This window comes from Tichowtungia aerotolerans, from assembly GCF_009905215.1.
Taxonomy (GTDB): Bacteria; Verrucomicrobiota; Kiritimatiellia; order Kiritimatiellales; family Tichowtungiaceae; genus Tichowtungia; species Tichowtungia aerotolerans.
This window is the reverse complement of the sequence record NZ_CP047593.1, coordinates 3,631,310-3,649,951: the sequence shown is the minus strand read 5'-3', so window position 1 is coordinate 3,649,951 and position 18,642 is coordinate 3,631,310. Positions and strand designations below refer to the sequence as shown.

The window sequence follows — 18,642 nt, the reverse complement described above, 5'->3', positions numbered from 1 at the left end:
TCGGATTGTATAACTGCGGATCATGCGAATTGGTTCAACAAAATGCAGATCGTCATTGGTTTTCGGCAGTCGCTCTGTGGACGGCTTGTTCGCCACAGGTTTGCTCTCCAACGGGCGCCTCGCATAAGCGGGGCGTTTTTATTGATATGAAGGACCGTTTCACATCATACTTTACGCTATGAAACTTTCAAAATTCGGTCAGAAGTTTACCCGCGGAGCGGGGATTACGCAGTTGATGGATGATCTGGGTGCGGCGATGGCCGGCGGAGATATGCTGATGCTGGGGGGAGGGAATCCGGCTCATATTCCCGAGGTTCAGAAAATCTTTCGGGAGAGGATGGAATCCATCCTTGCGGAGTCCGGGGCCTTTGAGTCGATGATCGGGAATTATGACGGCTCCCGCGGAAATGCTGCGTTTGTTGATGCTCTGGCCGAAATGCTGCGGGAATCGTTCGGGTGGGATATCGGTCCTGAAAATATTGCGCTGACCAACGGCAGTCAAAGCGCATTTTTTTCCCTGTTTAATCTGTTTGCCGGAGAGATGCCGGATGGATCAAAAAAGAAAATTCTTTTTCCGCTGACTCCGGAATATATCGGTTATGCCGATGCCGGGCTGTCGGATGATTTTTTTGCGGCAAAGCGACCATCTATTGAACTGCTCGGCGACCGGCTGTTTAAATATCATGTCAATTTTCAAACCTTGGAGATCGGCGACGAGATCGGAGCGATCTGCGTCTCGCGGCCCACCAACCCGACCGGCAATATGCTGACGGATGACGAGTTGCGACATCTCGATATGCTGGCAAGAGAGCGGGATATTCCGCTGATTATTGACAACGCCTATGGAACGCCGTTCCCGAATATTATTTATACGGAAGCTCAGCCGCTGTGGAACGAAAATACGGTGGTCTGCATGAGCCTGTCCAAGTTCGGGCTGCCCAATCTTCGCACAGGGATTGTGGTTGCCCGCAAGGAGATTGCCGCGGCTATTGGGGATATTAACGGAATTATGTGTCTGGCTCCCGGCGGATTGGGGGCACGGTTTGCAATGGACCTGGTGCGCAGTAAAGAGATTATGCGGGTCAGCCGGGATCTGATTGGACCGTTTTATCAGCGCAAGGCGCAGCAGGTGCTGGAATGGTTCTGTGAAGAGATTCCGGAGTCTGTTCCTTTCCGGATTCATAAACCGGAAGGGGCTATTTTCCTGTGGTTGTGGTTTGAAGGTCTTCCGGGCGGCAGTGCCGCGTTGTATGAGCGGCTTAAAGCCCGCAATACTCTGGTTATTCCTGGACATCACTTCTTTCCAGGGCTGGAAAATGATGACTGGGCGCACAAAAATGAATGTATTCGGGTTACCTATGCTCAGGACGATGCCGTGGTTCGGCAAGGTGTACAGGTTATTGCTGAAGAGGTTGGCAGGCTGTACGGGTAATCAGTCTTTAACTGTGGACTTACGGATGATCAGTTCGGTTTCAATCTCATGGAAGCCCGGCTCGTAGGGGGTTTCTTTTTTGAGGATTTTCAGCAGCAGGTCAATTGCTGCGTGAGCCTGCTTGTCGACAGGACGTCGGACGGTTGTAATCGGAGGCGTCGTGTGCTGGGCGGCGGGCATGTCATCAAATCCGCACAGCGAAATGTCTTCCGGGATTTTCTTCCCCAGAGATTGCAGAGGAGCGATGCACAGGGCTGCCAATTCATCAGACGGGCAGAAAATCGCATCGATTTCATCCAGACAGCGCAACTGTTTAAAAAATGCTTCTACATTTTCTTTCAGACTGCGGACGGTGCGTACGAATTCTTCGGGTTTTGGCAGGCCGTTTTTGGTTAAAGCATCATTGTAGCCTTTGATTCGGTCCTGAATACAGCTGATATGCTGAAGCTTTTCCGGGATGAGAATCAGGATGTTCCTGCATCCGGTTTCAATCAGGTGCTCGACTGCTTTCTGTGCCATTTTACGGTTGTTGATGTCGATGCAGGGAACCTTCTTTTCGGACTCTTCGGTTTGGCCGAGCAGCACAATCGGAAACTCTTTAGAGGCAATGTCGAGAAATTCGCGATGGGTATCGGAGGGGGTGAGATAAATCATTCCTTCCAGCAGATCTGATTTGAAATCGCGTTCCTTTAACGGATGATCTGCAGATTCGATGCGGTCGTGAATGACGAGGTCGTAATCTTTAAATCCGGGATGTGACAGGATGATGTTGGAAAACTGGCCCATTACCTGGTTTTCATAGGCAATTTGGTCGGTGCTGAGGTGCTGGTAGTCAATGTGGATAAAAGAAAGTCCGATGAGATTGGTCCTCTGGTTCCGGATGGCGCGGGCCAGTCGGTTGGGGCGGTATCCCAGTTGCGTGGCGGCATTTTTGACCCGGGTAATCATTTCGTCTGAAACGGGAAATTCGTTCAGATGATCATTTAATACACGCGAAACGGTTGCTTTGCTGACATCGCAGTAACGGGCGATATCCTCCAGGGTAACCCGGGTGCTTGTGCGTTTTCTCTTTTTTCCTTTGACTGCCATTCCTTATCCTTATTCCTGTGAAAAGTTTACTGTAAACGTTTCATCTTTAACGGAAAAATACGCACAGAACGGTTTTGATGGCAAGCTGTAAAATGTATTGAATCTAGCCTTATACACACTGTTTATATGTTTTTTGATATCTTGTTTCTTGACCATTTCGGTAAGAGGTATATAAATGAAACTGTTTACAGTACCTGAAGGGGCGAGGTTTTTATGAGTTTGAAAGAGAGATCGTTTGAGAAGTGGGAAAATGACTGGATTCGTCTTCGGTGGGGAGATGGTGCTCCTCTGCTGAGAATGGACTTTGATGTGTGTGGGGCGGTTCGTGCGGCAACTATTCATGCAACCGCCTTGGGGGTTTTTGAACTGCGCCTGAATGGAGATTCCGTTGATGATATTCATCTGCCGCCGGGCTGGACGGATTACCGCAAGCGGGTTTATGTCCACTCGTTTGATGTTTCAGACCGCATTGTTCCCGGGAAAAATGTGCTGGGTGCGTTGGTGGCGCCGGGCTGGTTCGCCGGATTTTTCGGGCCGTTTGGCGACCGGGGCTACTATGGGCATGATGCGTGGTTTTCCTGTGAGCTGGTGCTGGAATATGAAGATGGAACGTTTGAAACCATTCGAACGAGCCCGGAATGGAAAGGGGCTTTGGGTCCGATTTCGCAGGCGGACCTGCTCATGGGAGAAACATATGATTCCCGAAAAGAGATTTCCGGATGGGATACTCCGGATTTTGATGGTTCTAAGTGGAAACCTGTGAGTGTTCTTCGCGAAGGCGACGAGCGCCTTCCGGAATCCATTGAGCCGTATCCCGGGGAGCCGATTCGAACTATTGCGGAGCTTCCGGCGCAAAGCGTCAGCGAGCCGAGCCCCGGTGTGTTTGTTTTTGATCTCGGCCAGAATATGGTTGGCGTTGCTCGACTTAAAATCGATGTGCCCGCCGGGACAGAGATTGTTTTGCGCCATGGTGAAATGCTTAACGACGACGGAAGCGTCTATACGGAAAATCTGCGCTCTGCCAAAGCGATTGATCGCTATATCGCCAGCGGCGGCGAGGAAATCTGGCAGCCGCGCTTCACCTTCCACGGGTTTCGGTATGTTCAGGTTGAAGGCCTTCCGGCCGGGTGCGATCCGGCACTTGACACGATCTGCGGTGTGGTCTGGATGTCCGGCCTGAAGGAAACCGCATCGTTTGAATGTTCCAGCGAAAAAGTCAACCGTCTGTTCAGCAATATTCAATGGGGCTTCCGTGGCAACTATCTTGACGTGCCGACCGACTGTCCGCAGCGCGACGAGCGTCTGGGCTGGACCGGCGACACGCAGATGTTTATCCGTTCGGCCACCTATCTGGCTGATGTGCAGTCGTTCTTTAAAAAATGGCTGGTGGACCTGCACGATGCCCAGCACCCGGACGGCGGCTATCCGGATGTGGCTCCGTTCATGGGGCGCCTTGGCTATGCCAGTGCGGCATGGGCCGATGCCGGCATTATCTGCCCGTATGTTCTCTGGCAGGCCTACGGCGATACGGAATTTATTCGGCCCTGGTGGTCGCAGATGAAAAACTTCATGGCACTGATCTGTACCGATGAAAACCGTCATAACGGACCGAATGCCCAGTCATTCGGCGATTGGCTTCATTTTAATTCAGAAACACCGACCCGTCTGATCGGGCTGGCGTACCGCGCTTATGACGCCCGCCTGATGTCTGAAATGGCCGCAGCCATCGGTGAAGAGAACGACCGAATCTTCTTCGAGGCAGAAGCCGAAAAGAGCCGGGATCTGTTCCGCTGTGAATTTTTCCAAGGTTCGGAAATTGCGGTTAAAACCCAGACCGCCTGTGCGCTCGCGATTGCCATGGACCTGCTCGACGGTGAGGATCTGGAAAAAACAAAGGACTGTCTTTTTCAGGGTCTGGAAGAACACAACGTTTATCTGACGACCGGGTTTGTCGGTACCGGTTATCTTTGTCCGGCGCTCACCAAAGCGGGCCGCTGTGATTTGGCAGTTCAGCTCCTCTTGAATGAAGGCCATCCGTCATGGCTTTACGAAGTCAACAATGGAGCCACCACGATTTGGGAACGCTGGAACAGCTGGACGGAAGAAGGCGGCTTCGGTGATGTCGGCATGAACTCTTTCAATCACTACGCATTTGGAGCTGTCTGCGAATGGATGTTTGAATCGCTGGCGGGAATACGGCCTGCATCGCCCGGTTTCCAAACCTTGGAGATTGTACCGTGTTTCACCGATCGGCTGGACTATGTAAAAGCCTCGTACGATTCTGTTCAGGGCCGGATTTCCAATCAATGGAAAAAAACATCCAGTGGCTGGACCATGGAGCTCGAGACTCCTGTGCCGGCCACCGTGATTCTGCCGAACGGAACGAGTCAGGTCGAAAAGGGCCGGCATATTTTTGAGGTGCCGGCATGATGCAGAAGCATTCTGTGCATAAAGCGGTGCCTAAAGACCGGGTGCCGATGTCTGTTCGTATCGGATGGGGTTGCGGCGGTGTCGCGGATAACTTCATCATGAATGTGCTGAACATGATCTTTCTGGTTCTTTACGTTCAGTATTTCAAGATGCCGCCGGTCCTCGCCGGCGCGGCGCTGGCCATTCCGCGTTTTGTCGATGCGGTCACCGATCCAATGATTGGAAACCTGTCCGACAATACCCGCAGCCGCTGGGGGCGTCGCCGGCCCTACATGATGGCGGGTGCAATTCTTTCCGCCGTTTTGCTGCCGTTGTTCTGGCTGCCGCCATCCGGTGCAGAAAATCCGGTCTGGTATCAGAATCCGGCATTTATCTTTGCCACTGTGCTTGGCGTTGTGTTTGCCGTCACCTATACGCTGTTTGTGGTTCCCTATACGGCGCTCGGCTATGAACTGACACCGGATTATGATGAAAAGACCCGGGTGCTGGCCTGGCGCATGTATATCGGGCTGCTGGCGAGCCTGACCGTTCCGTGGGCCTATAAACTCTGTCAGCTCGATACGTTTCCCAACGAAGCGGTCGGTGCGGTCTGGGTTTCCATTGGTTTCGGAATTGTCATTATTATTACCGGCCTGATTCCTGTTCTGGTCTGCCGCGAGCGGGAAGATGTTCAGAAGCAGGAGACGTCGCCGTTTCTGCAGGCAACGAAGGCCACGCTGACCAACAAGGCGTTTCTGGTGCTGCTGGTTGCTTATATCATTATTATTGTCGGTCTTTTTTCCGCGGCTAACCTCGGTGCATTTGTAAACATCTATTACATCTGCGGCGGCAACAAAGATTTCGGCGGGCTGCTGGTTGCTGTGGCCGGATCGCTTGGCGCGATTATTTCCTATTTCAGTATGTTTCTGGTGACTGCTGTTTCTGTCCGTACCGGCAAAAAAACCGGGATGATTCTCGGGCTGATCCTTGCTTTGCTTGGCGTGATCGGTGCGTGGTTTGCGATGGATCCGCGCTGGCCGCTGGCTCAGCTGCTGACGACGGTTGTCGCCTGCATGGGGCTTCAGGGTTGCTGGCTGATGGTCTCCTCCATGGTGGCCGACATCTGTGATGAAGATGAGCTGAAGACCGGTCTGCGGCGTGAAGGAATGTTCGGAGCCATTAATGGCTTTGCTCTGAAAGCAGCTCTTTCGTTTACCGCTCTGATCGGTGGATGGCTGCTGTCCTATTCCGGCTTTGATGCGGAGCAGATTGATCAGTTCGAAGCGCGTACCATTGCCGAAGTCATTGAGCCGGCCCGCGAGCTGAACCTCGGCGGTGCAGCGTTCGAAAAAGCCGGTCGGCGCTTTGTTGAAATTTCCGATGACAAGTCGAGTATGGAGGGCAGTAAATGGACGTCTTTGTGGCGGCTGCTCAAGGGAGAAAAGGTGTTCTTTCGCTGGTATGATTTTGAAGACGCTGTGAACACCATGCTTGCCGGGATTCCGGCAGCGCAAACTCCGGAACTGAAGGCTTATGTCGAGACTGTGCAGGACGGATTCCTGACTGACTTTGCGGAACAGAAGCGTGTGGCGCTGCTGATGAAAAAACTGGTGATCGGGTTTCAGGCGGCCGGTCTGATGATAGCGATCATAATCTTTGCGTTTTATCCGATCACCCGGGAACGCGCCGAGGAAACGCGTCGGAAACTCGATGAAAGGAAGAGTCATGAAACGAATGGTTAAAGCCGGGCTGGTTTGCATGGCCGCTTTGGGTGCCAGGGCGGATAAGCAGCCTAATTTTGTACTGCTGCTGACGGATGATCAGTCGTATCACCTCGGGATGCTGGGCGTACCGGGATTGAAAACGCCGAATATTGATGCACTGGCCAAACAGGGCACCTTTTTCACCAAAGCCTATTCGTCGGCTGCGTCGTGTGCGCCGTGTCGCGGATCGATCCTGACCGGCATGTTTCCGTCTGCCAACGGACACTGGCGCAATACGGTTGGGCCGATTCTTTCCGATCCGGATGTCCAGTTTTCGCGGCAGTCGAAGAAGGCCGATCAGGTCGGCGTGCATGAAGATATTCCAACTCTGATCGAAGTGCTGAATAAAAACGAATATTTTACCGGCATTACGGAAAAATGGCACCTCAGTCCGCCATGGAAGTTTCCATTTCTCTATCGCAATATGGCCAACCTGAAACCGTTCGGCAGTGCGGCTGCGGTCGCAGATTTCATCAAGAAAGCTGGCGGCCGTCCGTTTTTTATCCAGTGTAATGTGGACAATACGCACCGGCCGTATCGCAAGCATATCCAGATTAATCCGGATCTTCCACGCGTGAATCCGGCAGATGTCGAACTGCCGCCGCACTGGCCCGACACTCCGAAGACGAGGCAGGATTATGCGGAATATCTCACGACGGTTCAGCACGCCGATGCGGTGATCGGCGCAATTTTCCAAACATTGGAAAAAGCCGGAGTGCTGGAGAATACCTACATTATTTACTCATCGGACCAGGGGTACTGCTATCACCGAGCCAAAGCCACAGCATATGATGCAGGAGTCCATGTGCCGCTTTCGATTACCGGACCGGGAGTTCAGTCGAATGCTGTTTGCGACGCACTGGTCGGGCATATTGACCTGATGCCAACTATTCTGGACTATGCCGGAATCCAGATTCCAGAGACCGTTCAGGGATTTTCCCTGAAACCGGTGCTCGAAGGCCGGATGGACGATGTAGGGCGTAAATATCTTATTTCCGAGCATAACGCTCATGGCGGAAATCCGGTTGAATACTATCCGACTCGCAGTGTCACGGACGGGCGTTTCCGTTATATCTGGAACATTCATTACGCGCATGTTCCTGACTTCGATATTGATTCGATGGTCACCGACCCGAACTTCCGCAAGGTTCCGCATCAACCCGCATGGATGCCGTGGGATGCTCTGCCGAGTGATATCTGGCAGAACAACGCCTGCGAAGAGATCATTCTTCACAAAGAGGAATTTCCGGAGGCCTATCGTCTTTTGAAAGAGAGCATGTTCCGCCCGGAATTCGAACTCTACGATTTGGAAAAAGATCCATATGAAACCAAAAATCTGGCTGCAAATCCGGAATATGCATCGCTTGTTAAGCGCATGGATAAAGCGTTGCATACCTGGATGGACGAAGAGGGTGATATCGGTGATCCGCGCAGTGTGAAAAGGAGAGCGCAATGAACGATTGGGAAATAGAGTTGAATTACGAAACACACAAAAAAACCGAAATGGAATCCTCCGCTTTTCTGTCGCGTGGTTCATGTATTTCATGGTTCATGAAAATACTGTTCGTTGGTGCCGTTTTCTCAGGACATGCTTTTGCGCGACAGCCGAACGTGTTGTTTATTGTGGTGGATGATCTCGGCTGGAAAGATACCGGATGCTACGGCAGCACGTTCTATGAAACGCCGAATGTCGACCGGTTGGCTGCGACCGGCATGCGCTTCACCGATGCCTATTCGGCCAATCCGCTTTGCTGTCCGACGCGATCAAGCATTATGACCGGCTGCTATCCGGTTCGTACCGGCTTTACCGCGGCCTCCGGTCACGTTGCCGGCGAACACAAACACCAGGAATCGACCAGCGCATCACCCGATCAGCGTGCGGCGGGCCCGTCATCGATCAACTACCTTCCGCCCGAATATTACACGCTCGGCGAAGCCATGAAGGATGCCGGCTATGCCACGGCGTTTCTCGGCAAATGGCATATGGGGCATCCGCCATATACACCGGAAAACAACGGGTTTGATTTTGTTGTTGGCGGGCGTGCCCATCCCGGACCGCCGGGATTGGATGGAACCCGTAAATTTTTCCCGCCGTGGGATAAAACGGGAACACTTCCTGAAAATCCCCCGTCCGATCTGCATATCGATGATTATCTCGGAACTCGTGCTGTGGAGTTTATCAACGGGCATAAAGACGAACCGTTTTTCATGTGCTTCTGGCTCTACGATGTTCATGCGCCGTTCCAGTCCAAACCGGAATATGTAGAGAAATGGAAGAAACGGGCTGATCCCGATAATCCACAACACTGCCCGACGATGGCTGCGATGGTTGAAGTGATGGATGACAATGTCGGTCGCGTGCTTGACGCTCTTGAAGCCAACGGTATTGAAGACGATACGATTGTGATTTTCACCTCTGACAACGGCGGCAATATGTACGACGTGGCCGATGAAACCACGCCGACCAATAATGAACCGCTTCGTTCCGGAAAGGGCAATAATTACGAAGGCGGCGTCCGCATTCCGTTGATTGTCCGCTGGCCCGGACAGACAGAGCCGGGGTCGGTCAATCATTCGGTTATCTCAACCGTCGATCATTATCCGTCCATTCTGGAAATGACCGGGCAGGGATTGCGTCCGGATGATCACAAAGACGGCGTCAGCTATGTATCTGCTCTGGAAAGTAAACCGTTTGACCGCGGACCGACGATCTGCGATTTCACCCATTTCGTTCCTGCTACCATGAACGTTCCCAACACATGGATTCGTTCCGGAGATTGGAAGCTGCTGAAGTTCTGGTTTGACGGTGCTGACCAGCAGACCCGCTATGAGCTTTACAATCTCAAGGATGACATCGGGGAAACGAAGGATTTGACCGCGCAGTATCCGGAAAAAGTCCAGGCCATGGCCGCTGTGCTCGACAGCTACTATAAAACGACCGGGTCGCTGCAGCCGAATCCCAACAAGGCGTATAACGGCCGAACCGTCGGCGTCTGGTCGGCGACCGGCCAGGGACGAGTTTTTGCAAAAGACGGAGCGCTGGTGATGAAAGCTGCTCAGCCGCAGTTCGATGTGCGTACTCGAGTGACACCCAGTCTGGTGAACAGCGCATGGATCGAATTTGATGCGCGTTCCGAAAAGAGCAACATCATTCGTGTCCAGTGGACATCACACGGAGCCCCGGAGTTTGGTGCGCCGGAAAGAAATGCTGACAAGACTCTTTCCAATGATTGGAAAACCTTTCGCGTGAAAATGGATTTCCCGAGTCGCATTAAGGACGTTCGTTTTGTGCTTTCGAACGCCGGCGATGCGGCCGAACTGCGTAACGTCCGTCTGCTGACTCCGGATGGATCGTTAATTACACCATATGAATTTTATTAATCACGGAGGTTTGTAATGAAAATCAACTTTGCAACTGCAGTTGGCGCAGCTGCGGTATCAATGGCTGTTGCGGATCAAAAGCCTAACGTCATCGTTATTTACACCGATGATCATGGATGGGCGGACATGAGTATTCAGGGGCAGCTCGACGATGTGAAAACCCCGAACATCGATCAGCTGGCTCGTGACGGCGTGCTGTGCAATGACGGGTATTCCACCGCGCCGCAGTGCTGCCCGTCGCGCGCCGGAGTCATGACCGGCCGCTACCAGCAGCGCTTCGGCATGCAGCAGAACGGCATGGGGCCGCTTCCGCTCGATGAAGTGACGCTGGCCGATCGCATGAAAGCCGCCGGCTACCGCACCGGCATGATCGGCAAGTGGCACCTGGAACCGTTCTGGATCGATTCGGCTTGGGTGAAAGAAAATCTCGGCGTCGAAAATGCGACGGCAAAGACACATCTTCCGTTTGAAAAGATTCTGCCGTACTATCCGCAGAACCGCGGTTTCGATGAGTTTTTCAAAGGTGAGCTTAACCGTTACTGGATTAACTATGGTCTCGATGGCGAAGACCGCAGTCCGGAGGGAGAATGGCAGAATGTGGAGGGCTATCGTTTGGAGATCCAGACCGATGCGGCGCTGTCCTTTATCGAGCGCAATCAAAAGAATCCGTTCTTCCTTTACCTCGCCTATTTCGCGCCGCATGTGCCGCTGGAGGCCACACAGAAATATCTGGACCGCTTCCCCGGTGAAATGCCGGAGCGCCGCCGTTATGCGCTGGCGATGATTTCCGCGATGGATGACGGTATCGGGCTGATTCGCGAGCGTCTTGAAAAGCTCGGGCTTGAAAACGATACGCTGATCTTCTTTATCGCTGACAATGGTGCACCGCTGAAAATGCATATGGAGGACATTCCGATCAGTTTCAAAGGCGGTGCGTGGGACGGCTCGCGTAATGATCCGTGGGTTGGTGAAAAGGGAATGGTCATGGAAGGCGGAGTTCATGTGCCGTACATCTTTGCGTGGCCCGGCACAGTTCCTTCAGGACAGATTTGCAACGATCCGGTCAGTACGCTCGATGTGGCGCCGACAATGCTGGCTGCAGCCGGCCAGCCGATCCCCGAGGAGCTGGATGGCATCAACCTTCTGCCTCATTTAGGCACATCGAATCAATCCTTCCCGGACCGCAATCTGTTCTGGCGATTCTGGGAGCAGGGGGCGGTTCGCCGCGGCGACTGGAAATATATGACGCTGACCGACGGGCGCGAAATGCTCTACAACCTGTCCACGCAGGAGCATGAAAATAAAAACCTGCTTTCGCAGTATCCGGAAAAAGCGGACCAGCTGCGCAAGGTGTGGAAAAAATGGTCGGAGGAATTAAAGCCGGCCGGGTTCCGTTCCTGTCCGCTCAATGATGCAGAGCAGCAGTGGTTTGAGTTTTATTTGAATGAGTCAACGCCGCCTGCTGCAAAATCCGCTCCGGTATCAGCCGGGCCGTTGCCGGCGATGTATGCCGCCATGGACACAACCCGTGATGACATGCTCACCAAAGAGGAGTTTGTCGAGGGCCGCACCGTGAGAGAAAAACCGCTTCTAATGAAAAAGTTTAATCTGACGGAAGAAGAATATCAGGCGCAGCGCGAGGGGTATCGCGGAAATTATCGGGCGGATTTTAAAACAAAGGATGTAAACGCAGATGGCGTTCTGAATGCGGACGAATTGCGATGAGCCGGAGAGAGGCATGAATTCACGGGAACGTGTAGAGCGTGCAATTAGTTTTGAAATCCCGGACCGGGTGCCGTTCAACTTCTGGATGGACCGCCTCCGGATGGATGAGCTGAATGCCAAATACGGCGAGGACTTCCGCGTGAGGCATTTCGGTGCGGATGTGGTCGAAGCGATGAGTATGGTGCCGTTTCCCTCCGGCCGTTTTGAGAAACGGTGCGGTACGCCGTGGATGGTTGAGTCGCTTTTCAAAGATTGGAGTGAAACGCCGGATATCGAGCTGCCCGATCCGAACGATCCGGCCCTGACGGCGAACTGTGAGGCGATGCTGAAAAAATATCCGGACAAGGCCGTCATTGCCAACGTGCCCAATGTGCTGACGCATGTGGAAATGATGATCTCGCAGGCTGATTTTTACATGGATCTGATGGACGAGCCGGAACGGGTGGACGTCTTCTTTCACCGCATGTCGGATATTATGGCCGTGTTGGCGGAGCGGCTCTGCACACTGGATATCACTGCGCTTTATGTGATGGACGATGTGGCGGCAAACAGCGGGCTTCTGATGTCGCCTGCACAGCTGCGCGAACACATCCTCCCGCACTGGAAAAAAGTTATTGATGTTGCCCATGCTGCCGGCAAGCCGATTTTCTTTCATACCGACGGCAAGGTGAAAGAGCTTTATGATCTGTTTGCCGATGAGCTGAATGTCCGTATGCTCAATCCGCTGCAGCCTGACCTGCAGGATGTCGGCGCGTTCGCCGATGAATACAAAGGCCGCACCGGGATCTACGGGGGGCTCTATACCGGCCGCATTCACATGATGAGTCCTGAAAAAATCCGCGCCCATGTTTTTGATCTTTTTGAACAGGCCGGGCCGGGCGGCGGACTGATTGCCTCTTCGCATGATCTGGATATTTCAACCACAGAAGAACAGCTCGACGCGCTTGTCGGAGCCATAAAGGAGTGTACGTATTAATGAAAAAGAAAGTGATTGCCGGGATGGTTTTGCTGGGGGCTGTTTCTTCCGGATTTTCAAAAGGAACTGTTGGAGAGAATGTGACGCAGTTTGAGTTCGCGAACTGTCCGCAAAGTGCGGCGTGGTTTAACGGCTATGTGCAGTCGTTTTTCACGAACCGCATTGATATCGGTCCAACGATTTTCCCGCGCGAATATCTGGCGATTTCCGACTGCTGGCTCAATGACGCTCAGCGTGAAGGTGAATCAATTCAGAAATTTACACGAGATCACCTGCTGGCCGATCAGGTTGGAAAAAAAGGCTATGTGGCTTCGCAACAGCATGGGGCAAGCTCTCATGATCTGGGTTGGCCGTTTCCGCACTGGGTGCAGGTTCCGCTGGAAAACGGATTCCGCGGCGTGACTGCCGGATGGCATTTCTATGACAACAAGCTCGGATGGGAAATCTGTTACGACCCGGCGCGCGAATTTGCGCCGGAACATTTCGGCGAAGCCGCAACTGAGCGATGGAGTTCCCGGGGGGTGGAAAGCCGCGGGATTAATCAGAAAAAAAATGCCTGGGAACTGAAGGCGCTCGGTGAAACGGCGGTGCTGACCAGTCCGGAGGATGTTACGCTCGATCCGTTTAACTGTCCGTATATTCAGATTCGCTGGGAAGCCGATTGTGCCGGTGGATACCTCGAGTGGATGCGCGAAGGCGATAAGGACTGGAGTCCTGAACGGCGCACGGCCTTTTCCGCTGACTGGCTCGAAGGGCCGGGCCGCAGTGAGAGCACCGGCATGTTCCATTCAATCATTCCTTTGTTCGACCAGCCGCAATGGGCCGGCAAAATCACCCGCATCCGTTTTGTTTTCCAGGGTTTGGAGAAAGGGCAGGCATTAATGATCCGCTCGGTGTTTACACATTGGGATACGCGGCATCTGGTGAATAATGCCATCTACATTAAGGCGGCGTTCGAATATTTCCGATGGAGCGGTGATCAGGATTTTCTGGAAACGATGATGCCGCGCCTGCGCACGGCGATGCGCTTTATGATGGAAGAGGGGCACGGCCGGGAACTGAATCATATCCGCTGCACGTGGCATGGACATGACGGGCGACCGGGATACACCGTTACCCCGGACGGCACGAAAACCTTTCATGTCGGTCACGGCAAGGGCGGTAACTACTGGGACCTGCTTCCGTTTGGTTGGGACGACATGTATACTACCACGCATTATTATGCTTCACTGCTCGCGATGGCTGAACTCGAAGAAGTCGCGCCCGGAGGAATGGATCCGGCATTCCTGCGCAAACATGCCGCAGATGTAAAAGTGACAGCGAATCAGAAGTTCTGGAATGAAACCGCAGGCCGCTTCGTCGGCTCAATTGACGCGGACGGTGTTCCGCACGACTATGGTTTTACCTTTGTCAACCTTGAGGCGGTTCACTACGGCATCGCAACCGAAGAGCATGCAGAGCAGATTCTTGAGTGGGTCAGCGGTGAACGGATTGTGGAGGGCGATACCTCGACCGGAGCCGACATCTATGCATATCACCTGGCTCCGCGTGCGACGACTAAACGGAATGTGGAATGGTATGCCCACGCATGGACGGGGCCGGAAACACTGCCGTTCGGCGGGCAGGTTCAGGATGGCGGCGCAGTGCTCGGCTTTTCGTTCTATGACATTATGAGCCGCATCAAAGTGTGTGGAGCCGATGATGCCTGGAAACGCCTGATGGCTATTCGGACATGGGACGAAGAAGTGCAGGCGTACGGCGGGTACCGAAAATATTACGGCGACGGAAAAGGCGGCACAACGCTGCAGGGAGGTGGCACGGCCGGCGGCGTCGGAATTGATTTTGAGTTTACTGAAAGCAGTATGCTTTCCGCGGTGGTTCCGCTGGGCTTTATGGGACTGCGCCCTGACGGGCAGATGCTCCATATCGAACCGAATCTCCCTGAAGACTGCCCGCAGATGACTGTTCGCAACCTGTTGTACTGTGGTGTGCCGATGGATGTTACGGTTTCGCCTGATGCTGTTAAAATTATTGTTCACAAAGCCCCGGCAAAACCTTTGTCCGTTGTTTTTAATGGTGAGGAATTTGAACTTGCGGGCGTCGGAATGTTTGAAAGATAGAACGATCGAATGTTCATTTCCGGGAAAGATATTAGGAGACTCATGTCATGAAGCGTATTTTTGTGTGGTTGTTTTGTTCCATATTTTTAAATGCTAAGGCGGCTGAACGCCCGAATATTCTTATGATTGTGGTGGATGATATGGGCTGGTCGGACCTCGGTTGTTACGGCGGAGAAATTGATACGCCCTGCATTGACCGGATGGCGGATCAGGGGGTGCGGTTTTCTCAGTATCATGTAAACCCGATGTGCGTGGTGACGCGTACGAGCCTGATGACCGGTCATACGCATTCGCAGTCGGACAACTACCGCCGCTCGCTGCCAATCGCCCGCCTGATGCAACAGGCAGGATATGCAACTTCCATTTCCGGAAAGTGGCATCAGCCGGGCAATCCCCTGGATGCAGGTTTCGATGCTTTTTACGGCTTCTTGCACGGAGCCATTAATTGCTGGACAGGCTTTGATGCCGGAAACGGAAGTCCGCAAATTCAGACCAATCGTAAGGCGCCCGCGCCGGTTCCGGAAGGCTGGTACAGCACGGATGCGTTCACGGATGATGCGATTGTCCAGATCAATAAAGCGGTCGAGCAGGGTAAGCCGTTTTTTACTTATCTCGCATTTAATGCGCCGCACAGTCCGCTGCACGCCTATCAGAAGGACGTTGAAAAATATGTTGAGCGTTATGAGGCCGGCTGGGAGGTGCTGCGGAACAAACGTTTCGATCGCCAGCGCAAAATGGGACTGATTGATGAGCGTTATATCAATACGCCGCCGAACGGCGAGGTGCGCCGCTGGAATGAGCTGACGAAGGAAACGCAAAAGCTCGAAGCGCGCCGCATGGCGGCCCATGCCGGCATGATGGATCGGCTGGACTGGAACGTCGGGCGGATTCTGGACCACCTGCGGGAAAAAGGTCTGGACGAAAATACGCTGGTGATTTTCTTTTCCGACAACGGCGGCGCTTATGGCAACGGCGATATTCGCACCTACGATCGGCAGGTTCCCTGGGACAAGAACAGCATTCCGTATTCGTCCAACGGCTGGAGCTATCTGAAAAACACGCCGTTCCGCTGGTATAAGTCGTCGGCGGAAGAGGGCGGTGTGTCCTCGCCGCTCATCGTGCGCTGGCCCGGGAAGCTCGCAGCCCCCCCCGGCAGTATTCAAAAACAGCGTCTGCACGTGACCGATCTTTATCCGACGTTTCTTGAGCTCGCCGGTATCGACTATCCCGCGATGGATGGCGACCGAAAGCTGGAGCCCCTCTACGGAAATTCCATGCTGCCTTTATGGAACGATTCATCACTGCCCAGTTACGCCATTCATGATGAAATCTTCTGGGCCTTTAATTTTACCGGCAAAGGGTTGGTGAGCGGCGACTGGAAAATCTCCAGCATCAGTGACGGGCCGTGGCGGCTTTACAATGTTCAGAAAGATCCCTGCACAACACACGATCTCGCATCAGAAATGCCCGAAAAACTGCAGGAGCTGAGCGATCGCTGGTTTGCGTTTGCCAACGAGCACACGAAAATGGCGCCCGGCTGGAAACAGCCGCTCAAGGATTATCAGGAAGGCTGGGGCTTTCATCGCATTCGCATGGTTATGTCTGCTTACGAATCGGCGGTTCCGCACATGGCGCAAACGGATGTTTCATGCGATACCGATTTAACCCTTAACTTTTCAAAGCCGATCAGTTTTGCCGGCTCGGCCGGAAAATCCATTCGACTGTATGCGGTCGGAAAGGAAGATACGCCGATCTGGCAGACCGATCCTCAGCCGGGTCATCCGGCAGAAGGACAGACAACAATTACGTTTGATCTGCCGAAGCTGAAGCCGGAAACAACGTACTTTGTGCTGACCGATCCCGGCTGGGTCACACTGGGCGGGAAACTCGCCGGGCCGCTCAATGACGGGGCCTATTGGTATCGCTTCAGAACAGGAAAATGAAGACGTTTATCCGGAGCTTTCTGCTTTCTGCTATCGCCTTGAGCGCTCAGGGGAGTGTGCGCTGCTGGCACTGGAATTGTGATGGAGATGCCGAGGGGGGGAGTGCATGCCGGGACGGGCGGCAGATCAACAGGCTGCGAGTCGATCCGATCGGCAGTGCCGGGGCGAATTTTGAAATCGACTGGATCCGCGCTGCCAACGGTGATGCGGATGGCGACGGCTTTCCCGATTGGGCCGAAAGTGCGTATGGAACCGGACGCCTGAATCCGGATGACGGTGGATTCCGTGTTCAAAGCGATCTTCCGCTTCAGCTCGATGGTAAAGCCGGGCTGCTTTATTCATTGCAGCGAGCTACTAGCCTGCTTTCCAATGATTGGAAAAACGTCGAAGCCGCTGTCCCGCTGACTTTAAATCAACCTGTTGTATTCACCAGTGGAGCGCTGGGAATAAACGGGTTTTATCATGTGCAGGTGGAGTTCCCATGAGAGACATGGGAGGAAATGAAAAAAACGGAGGTGGTTATGAGATCAGAATAGTGCTGGGTTGATGACAACTAAGGGAATAAATCTTGTGTTCGTAAAAAAGGAGTTCTTGTGAAAAAGAGAATGGAGCAATTGATTGTTTTAATTTGTATCATGATGACAACATCGGTCAGTGCCCGGGAGTGGTATTACCAGATGGGGTTTGATCTTAGTGGAACGTTTCTTGACAAGTTCACGCCTGATAATTATAACGAATGGACGACTGCTCGCAGTAGAATGGATGGGATGAACTTAATCAATCTGGATGTCGAGGCTTTAAGTTCTTTAGACGGGACAGTGCAGCAGAAACAATACAAAACATGGCAGGCATCGGGGACGGTTGAGTACGACTCCGGGGTAATTAATCGGGTTTGGACTGAAGGCAAAAGTATAGACTGGGTGGCCGCAGTCGAAGTCGGTCGTCTCAATACTATAAGGAACAAAAGTGCGGCCACGAACATTGTGTTCGCAATTCAAAGTACGCTTTCCAAGGACTTTACAAACAATCCGACTCCCACTGAAAGGATCGAATTAATTGACTCGCTTATTGTCGCAGTTGAAACCAAGTATCAGCAATTATACCCTGCAAACTGGAGCACATTTGAGTTGCAATGGGCTTTGATTGATGCCAGTCCGGCTAAAAATATGGCCTATACGACAATCTATGCCGGCTTGATCAACTGTATGAATAACCGCGGACGAAATTTTAAAGGAATCTATTTAGATTATCCGGCAGCAATCGTTCTTGCTGATGGAACCGGGAGTACATTAACTTCGGTTGCGAACTATATAACCGGCTTGGGGAAATGGGCGGGCTGGTATCTTTCGCCCGGAATTTCAGGGGCATATCAGGAGAACATGGTTTCTGCGGCCGGAATGGTTGCGACGTCGTCGAACGCAGTGGATATATCCCGAATAACTGTCTGCGATTTCCAATTCAGACATTCGACGGAATTGCCTGATACTATTAATACATCCGATTCCATTTTTCCCATGATGGAAACCTTCAACAGGTGCTATCTGGAGTTTTGATTCGAGTCGTGAGCGGCGCGATTACCGCATGTGCGCAATACAGTCGTGATCTGCTTGCCGCTCACTTCACTTTTCAGCCAACGCGTTGACTCATAAATAAATGACACCGTAGCGGGCTGTTTCAGATCCGTTGAACTGCATGGTTAAGTACCTGTTGGTTGAAGTGGTGTCAAGGAACGGGAGGCAGTCGGGAGCCCCGGGGCTCCCGACTGCGGCGAGCCCGCCGCCGGTTTCATTTTTTCTATTTTCTT

At 52.8% G+C, this 18,642-nt stretch carries 12 protein-coding genes; 11 read left to right on the top strand and 1 reads right to left on the bottom strand.

Translation table 11 applies throughout. From position 1 onward, the window contains the following. Positions 1 to 178: 178 nt before the first annotated feature. Positions 179 to 1,432 (top strand): valine--pyruvate transaminase, encoded by a 1,254-nt coding sequence (locus GT409_RS14975; protein WP_160629857.1) that lies wholly within the window; start codon positions 179 to 181, stop codon positions 1,430 to 1,432. On the opposite strand, the gene GT409_RS14970 is transcribed toward GT409_RS14975, so the two are convergent. Next, entirely contained in the window at positions 1,433 to 2,521 is a 1,089-nt protein-coding gene (locus GT409_RS14970) for a LacI family DNA-binding transcriptional regulator (RefSeq protein WP_160629856.1), read from the bottom strand. It lies immediately after the preceding gene. Positions 2,522 to 2,734: 213 nt separating this feature from the next. On the opposite strand from GT409_RS14970, the gene GT409_RS14965 reads away from it, so the two are divergent. From GT409_RS14965 to GT409_RS14920, 10 genes are all read left to right on the top strand, one after another. Then, positions 2,735 to 4,951: an alpha-L-rhamnosidase gene (locus GT409_RS14965; RefSeq protein ID WP_160629855.1), complete on the top strand. Its 2,217-nt coding sequence runs from the start codon at positions 2,735 to 2,737 to the stop codon at positions 4,949 to 4,951. Beyond that, positions 4,948 to 6,672: an MFS transporter gene (locus GT409_RS14960; protein WP_160629854.1), complete on the top strand. Its 1,725-nt coding sequence runs from the start codon at positions 4,948 to 4,950 to the stop codon at positions 6,670 to 6,672. Before GT409_RS14965 ends, GT409_RS14960 begins: the two co-directional genes overlap by 4 nt. Continuing rightward, positions 6,656 to 8,149, top strand: a complete 1,494-nt coding sequence (locus tag GT409_RS14955; protein WP_160629853.1) for a sulfatase family protein — start codon at positions 6,656 to 6,658, stop codon at positions 8,147 to 8,149. Before GT409_RS14960 ends, GT409_RS14955 begins: the two co-directional genes overlap by 17 nt. After that, complete coding sequence (locus GT409_RS14950) at positions 8,146 to 10,074, top strand: sulfatase (protein ID WP_233231573.1); 1,929 nt, start codon at positions 8,146 to 8,148, stop codon at positions 10,072 to 10,074. The genes GT409_RS14955 and GT409_RS14950 overlap by 4 nt, the downstream gene beginning before the upstream one ends. A gap of 15 nt (positions 10,075 to 10,089) precedes the next feature. Beyond that, a complete protein-coding gene (locus tag GT409_RS14945) occupies positions 10,090 to 11,799 on the top strand; it encodes a sulfatase family protein (RefSeq protein WP_160629852.1) in 1,710 nt (569 codons plus the stop codon). A 13-nt stretch (positions 11,800 to 11,812) separates the two neighbouring features. Further along, a complete protein-coding gene (locus GT409_RS14940; protein ID WP_160629851.1) occupies positions 11,813 to 12,775 on the top strand; it encodes a uroporphyrinogen decarboxylase family protein in 963 nt (320 codons plus the stop codon). Beyond that, positions 12,775 to 14,895 (top strand): glycosyl hydrolase family 65 protein, encoded by a 2,121-nt coding sequence (locus GT409_RS14935; protein WP_160629850.1) that lies wholly within the window; start codon positions 12,775 to 12,777, stop codon positions 14,893 to 14,895. The genes GT409_RS14940 and GT409_RS14935 overlap by 1 nt, the downstream gene beginning before the upstream one ends. 47 nt (positions 14,896 to 14,942) lie before the next feature. Then, positions 14,943 to 16,838, top strand: coding sequence for a sulfatase-like hydrolase/transferase (locus GT409_RS14930; RefSeq protein ID WP_160629849.1), 1,896 nt, complete (start codon positions 14,943 to 14,945; stop codon positions 16,836 to 16,838). After that, the gene (locus tag GT409_RS14925) at positions 16,835 to 17,323 is read left to right on the top strand and encodes a hypothetical protein (RefSeq protein WP_160629848.1); all 489 of its coding nucleotides are present in this window, start codon (positions 16,835 to 16,837) and stop codon (positions 17,321 to 17,323) included. The genes GT409_RS14930 and GT409_RS14925 overlap by 4 nt, the downstream gene beginning before the upstream one ends. Positions 17,324 to 17,431: 108 nt before the next feature. Next, positions 17,432 to 18,391, top strand: coding sequence for a phosphatase PAP2 family protein (locus GT409_RS14920; protein ID WP_160629847.1), 960 nt, complete (start codon positions 17,432 to 17,434; stop codon positions 18,389 to 18,391). Positions 18,392 to 18,642: the final 251 nt, after the last annotated feature.

What these genes read in the sequence shown, in the direction of transcription:
- GT409_RS14965 (WP_160629855.1), top strand. Translation starts at nt 2,735, where the DNA reads ATGAGTTTGAAAGAGAGATCGTTTGAGAAGTGGGAAAATGACTGGATT.
- GT409_RS14930 (WP_160629849.1), top strand. Translation starts at nt 14,943, where the DNA reads ATGAAGCGTATTTTTGTGTGGTTGTTTTGTTCCATATTTTTAAATGCT.
- GT409_RS14935 (WP_160629850.1), top strand. Translation starts at nt 12,775, where the DNA reads ATGAAAAAGAAAGTGATTGCCGGGATGGTTTTGCTGGGGGCTGTTTCT.
- GT409_RS14970 (WP_160629856.1), bottom strand. Translation starts at nt 2,521, where the DNA reads ATGGCAGTCAAAGGAAAAAAGAGAAAACGCACAAGCACCCGGGTTACC.
- GT409_RS14950 (WP_233231573.1), top strand. Translation starts at nt 8,146, where the DNA reads ATGAACGATTGGGAAATAGAGTTGAATTACGAAACACACAAAAAAACC.
- GT409_RS14955 (WP_160629853.1), top strand. Translation starts at nt 6,656, where the DNA reads ATGAAACGAATGGTTAAAGCCGGGCTGGTTTGCATGGCCGCTTTGGGT.
- GT409_RS14945 (WP_160629852.1), top strand. Translation starts at nt 10,090, where the DNA reads ATGAAAATCAACTTTGCAACTGCAGTTGGCGCAGCTGCGGTATCAATG.
- GT409_RS14925 (WP_160629848.1), top strand. Translation starts at nt 16,835, where the DNA reads ATGAAGACGTTTATCCGGAGCTTTCTGCTTTCTGCTATCGCCTTGAGC.
- GT409_RS14940 (WP_160629851.1), top strand. Translation starts at nt 11,813, where the DNA reads ATGAATTCACGGGAACGTGTAGAGCGTGCAATTAGTTTTGAAATCCCG.
- GT409_RS14960 (WP_160629854.1), top strand. Translation starts at nt 4,948, where the DNA reads ATGATGCAGAAGCATTCTGTGCATAAAGCGGTGCCTAAAGACCGGGTG.
- GT409_RS14975 (WP_160629857.1), top strand. Translation starts at nt 179, where the DNA reads ATGAAACTTTCAAAATTCGGTCAGAAGTTTACCCGCGGAGCGGGGATT.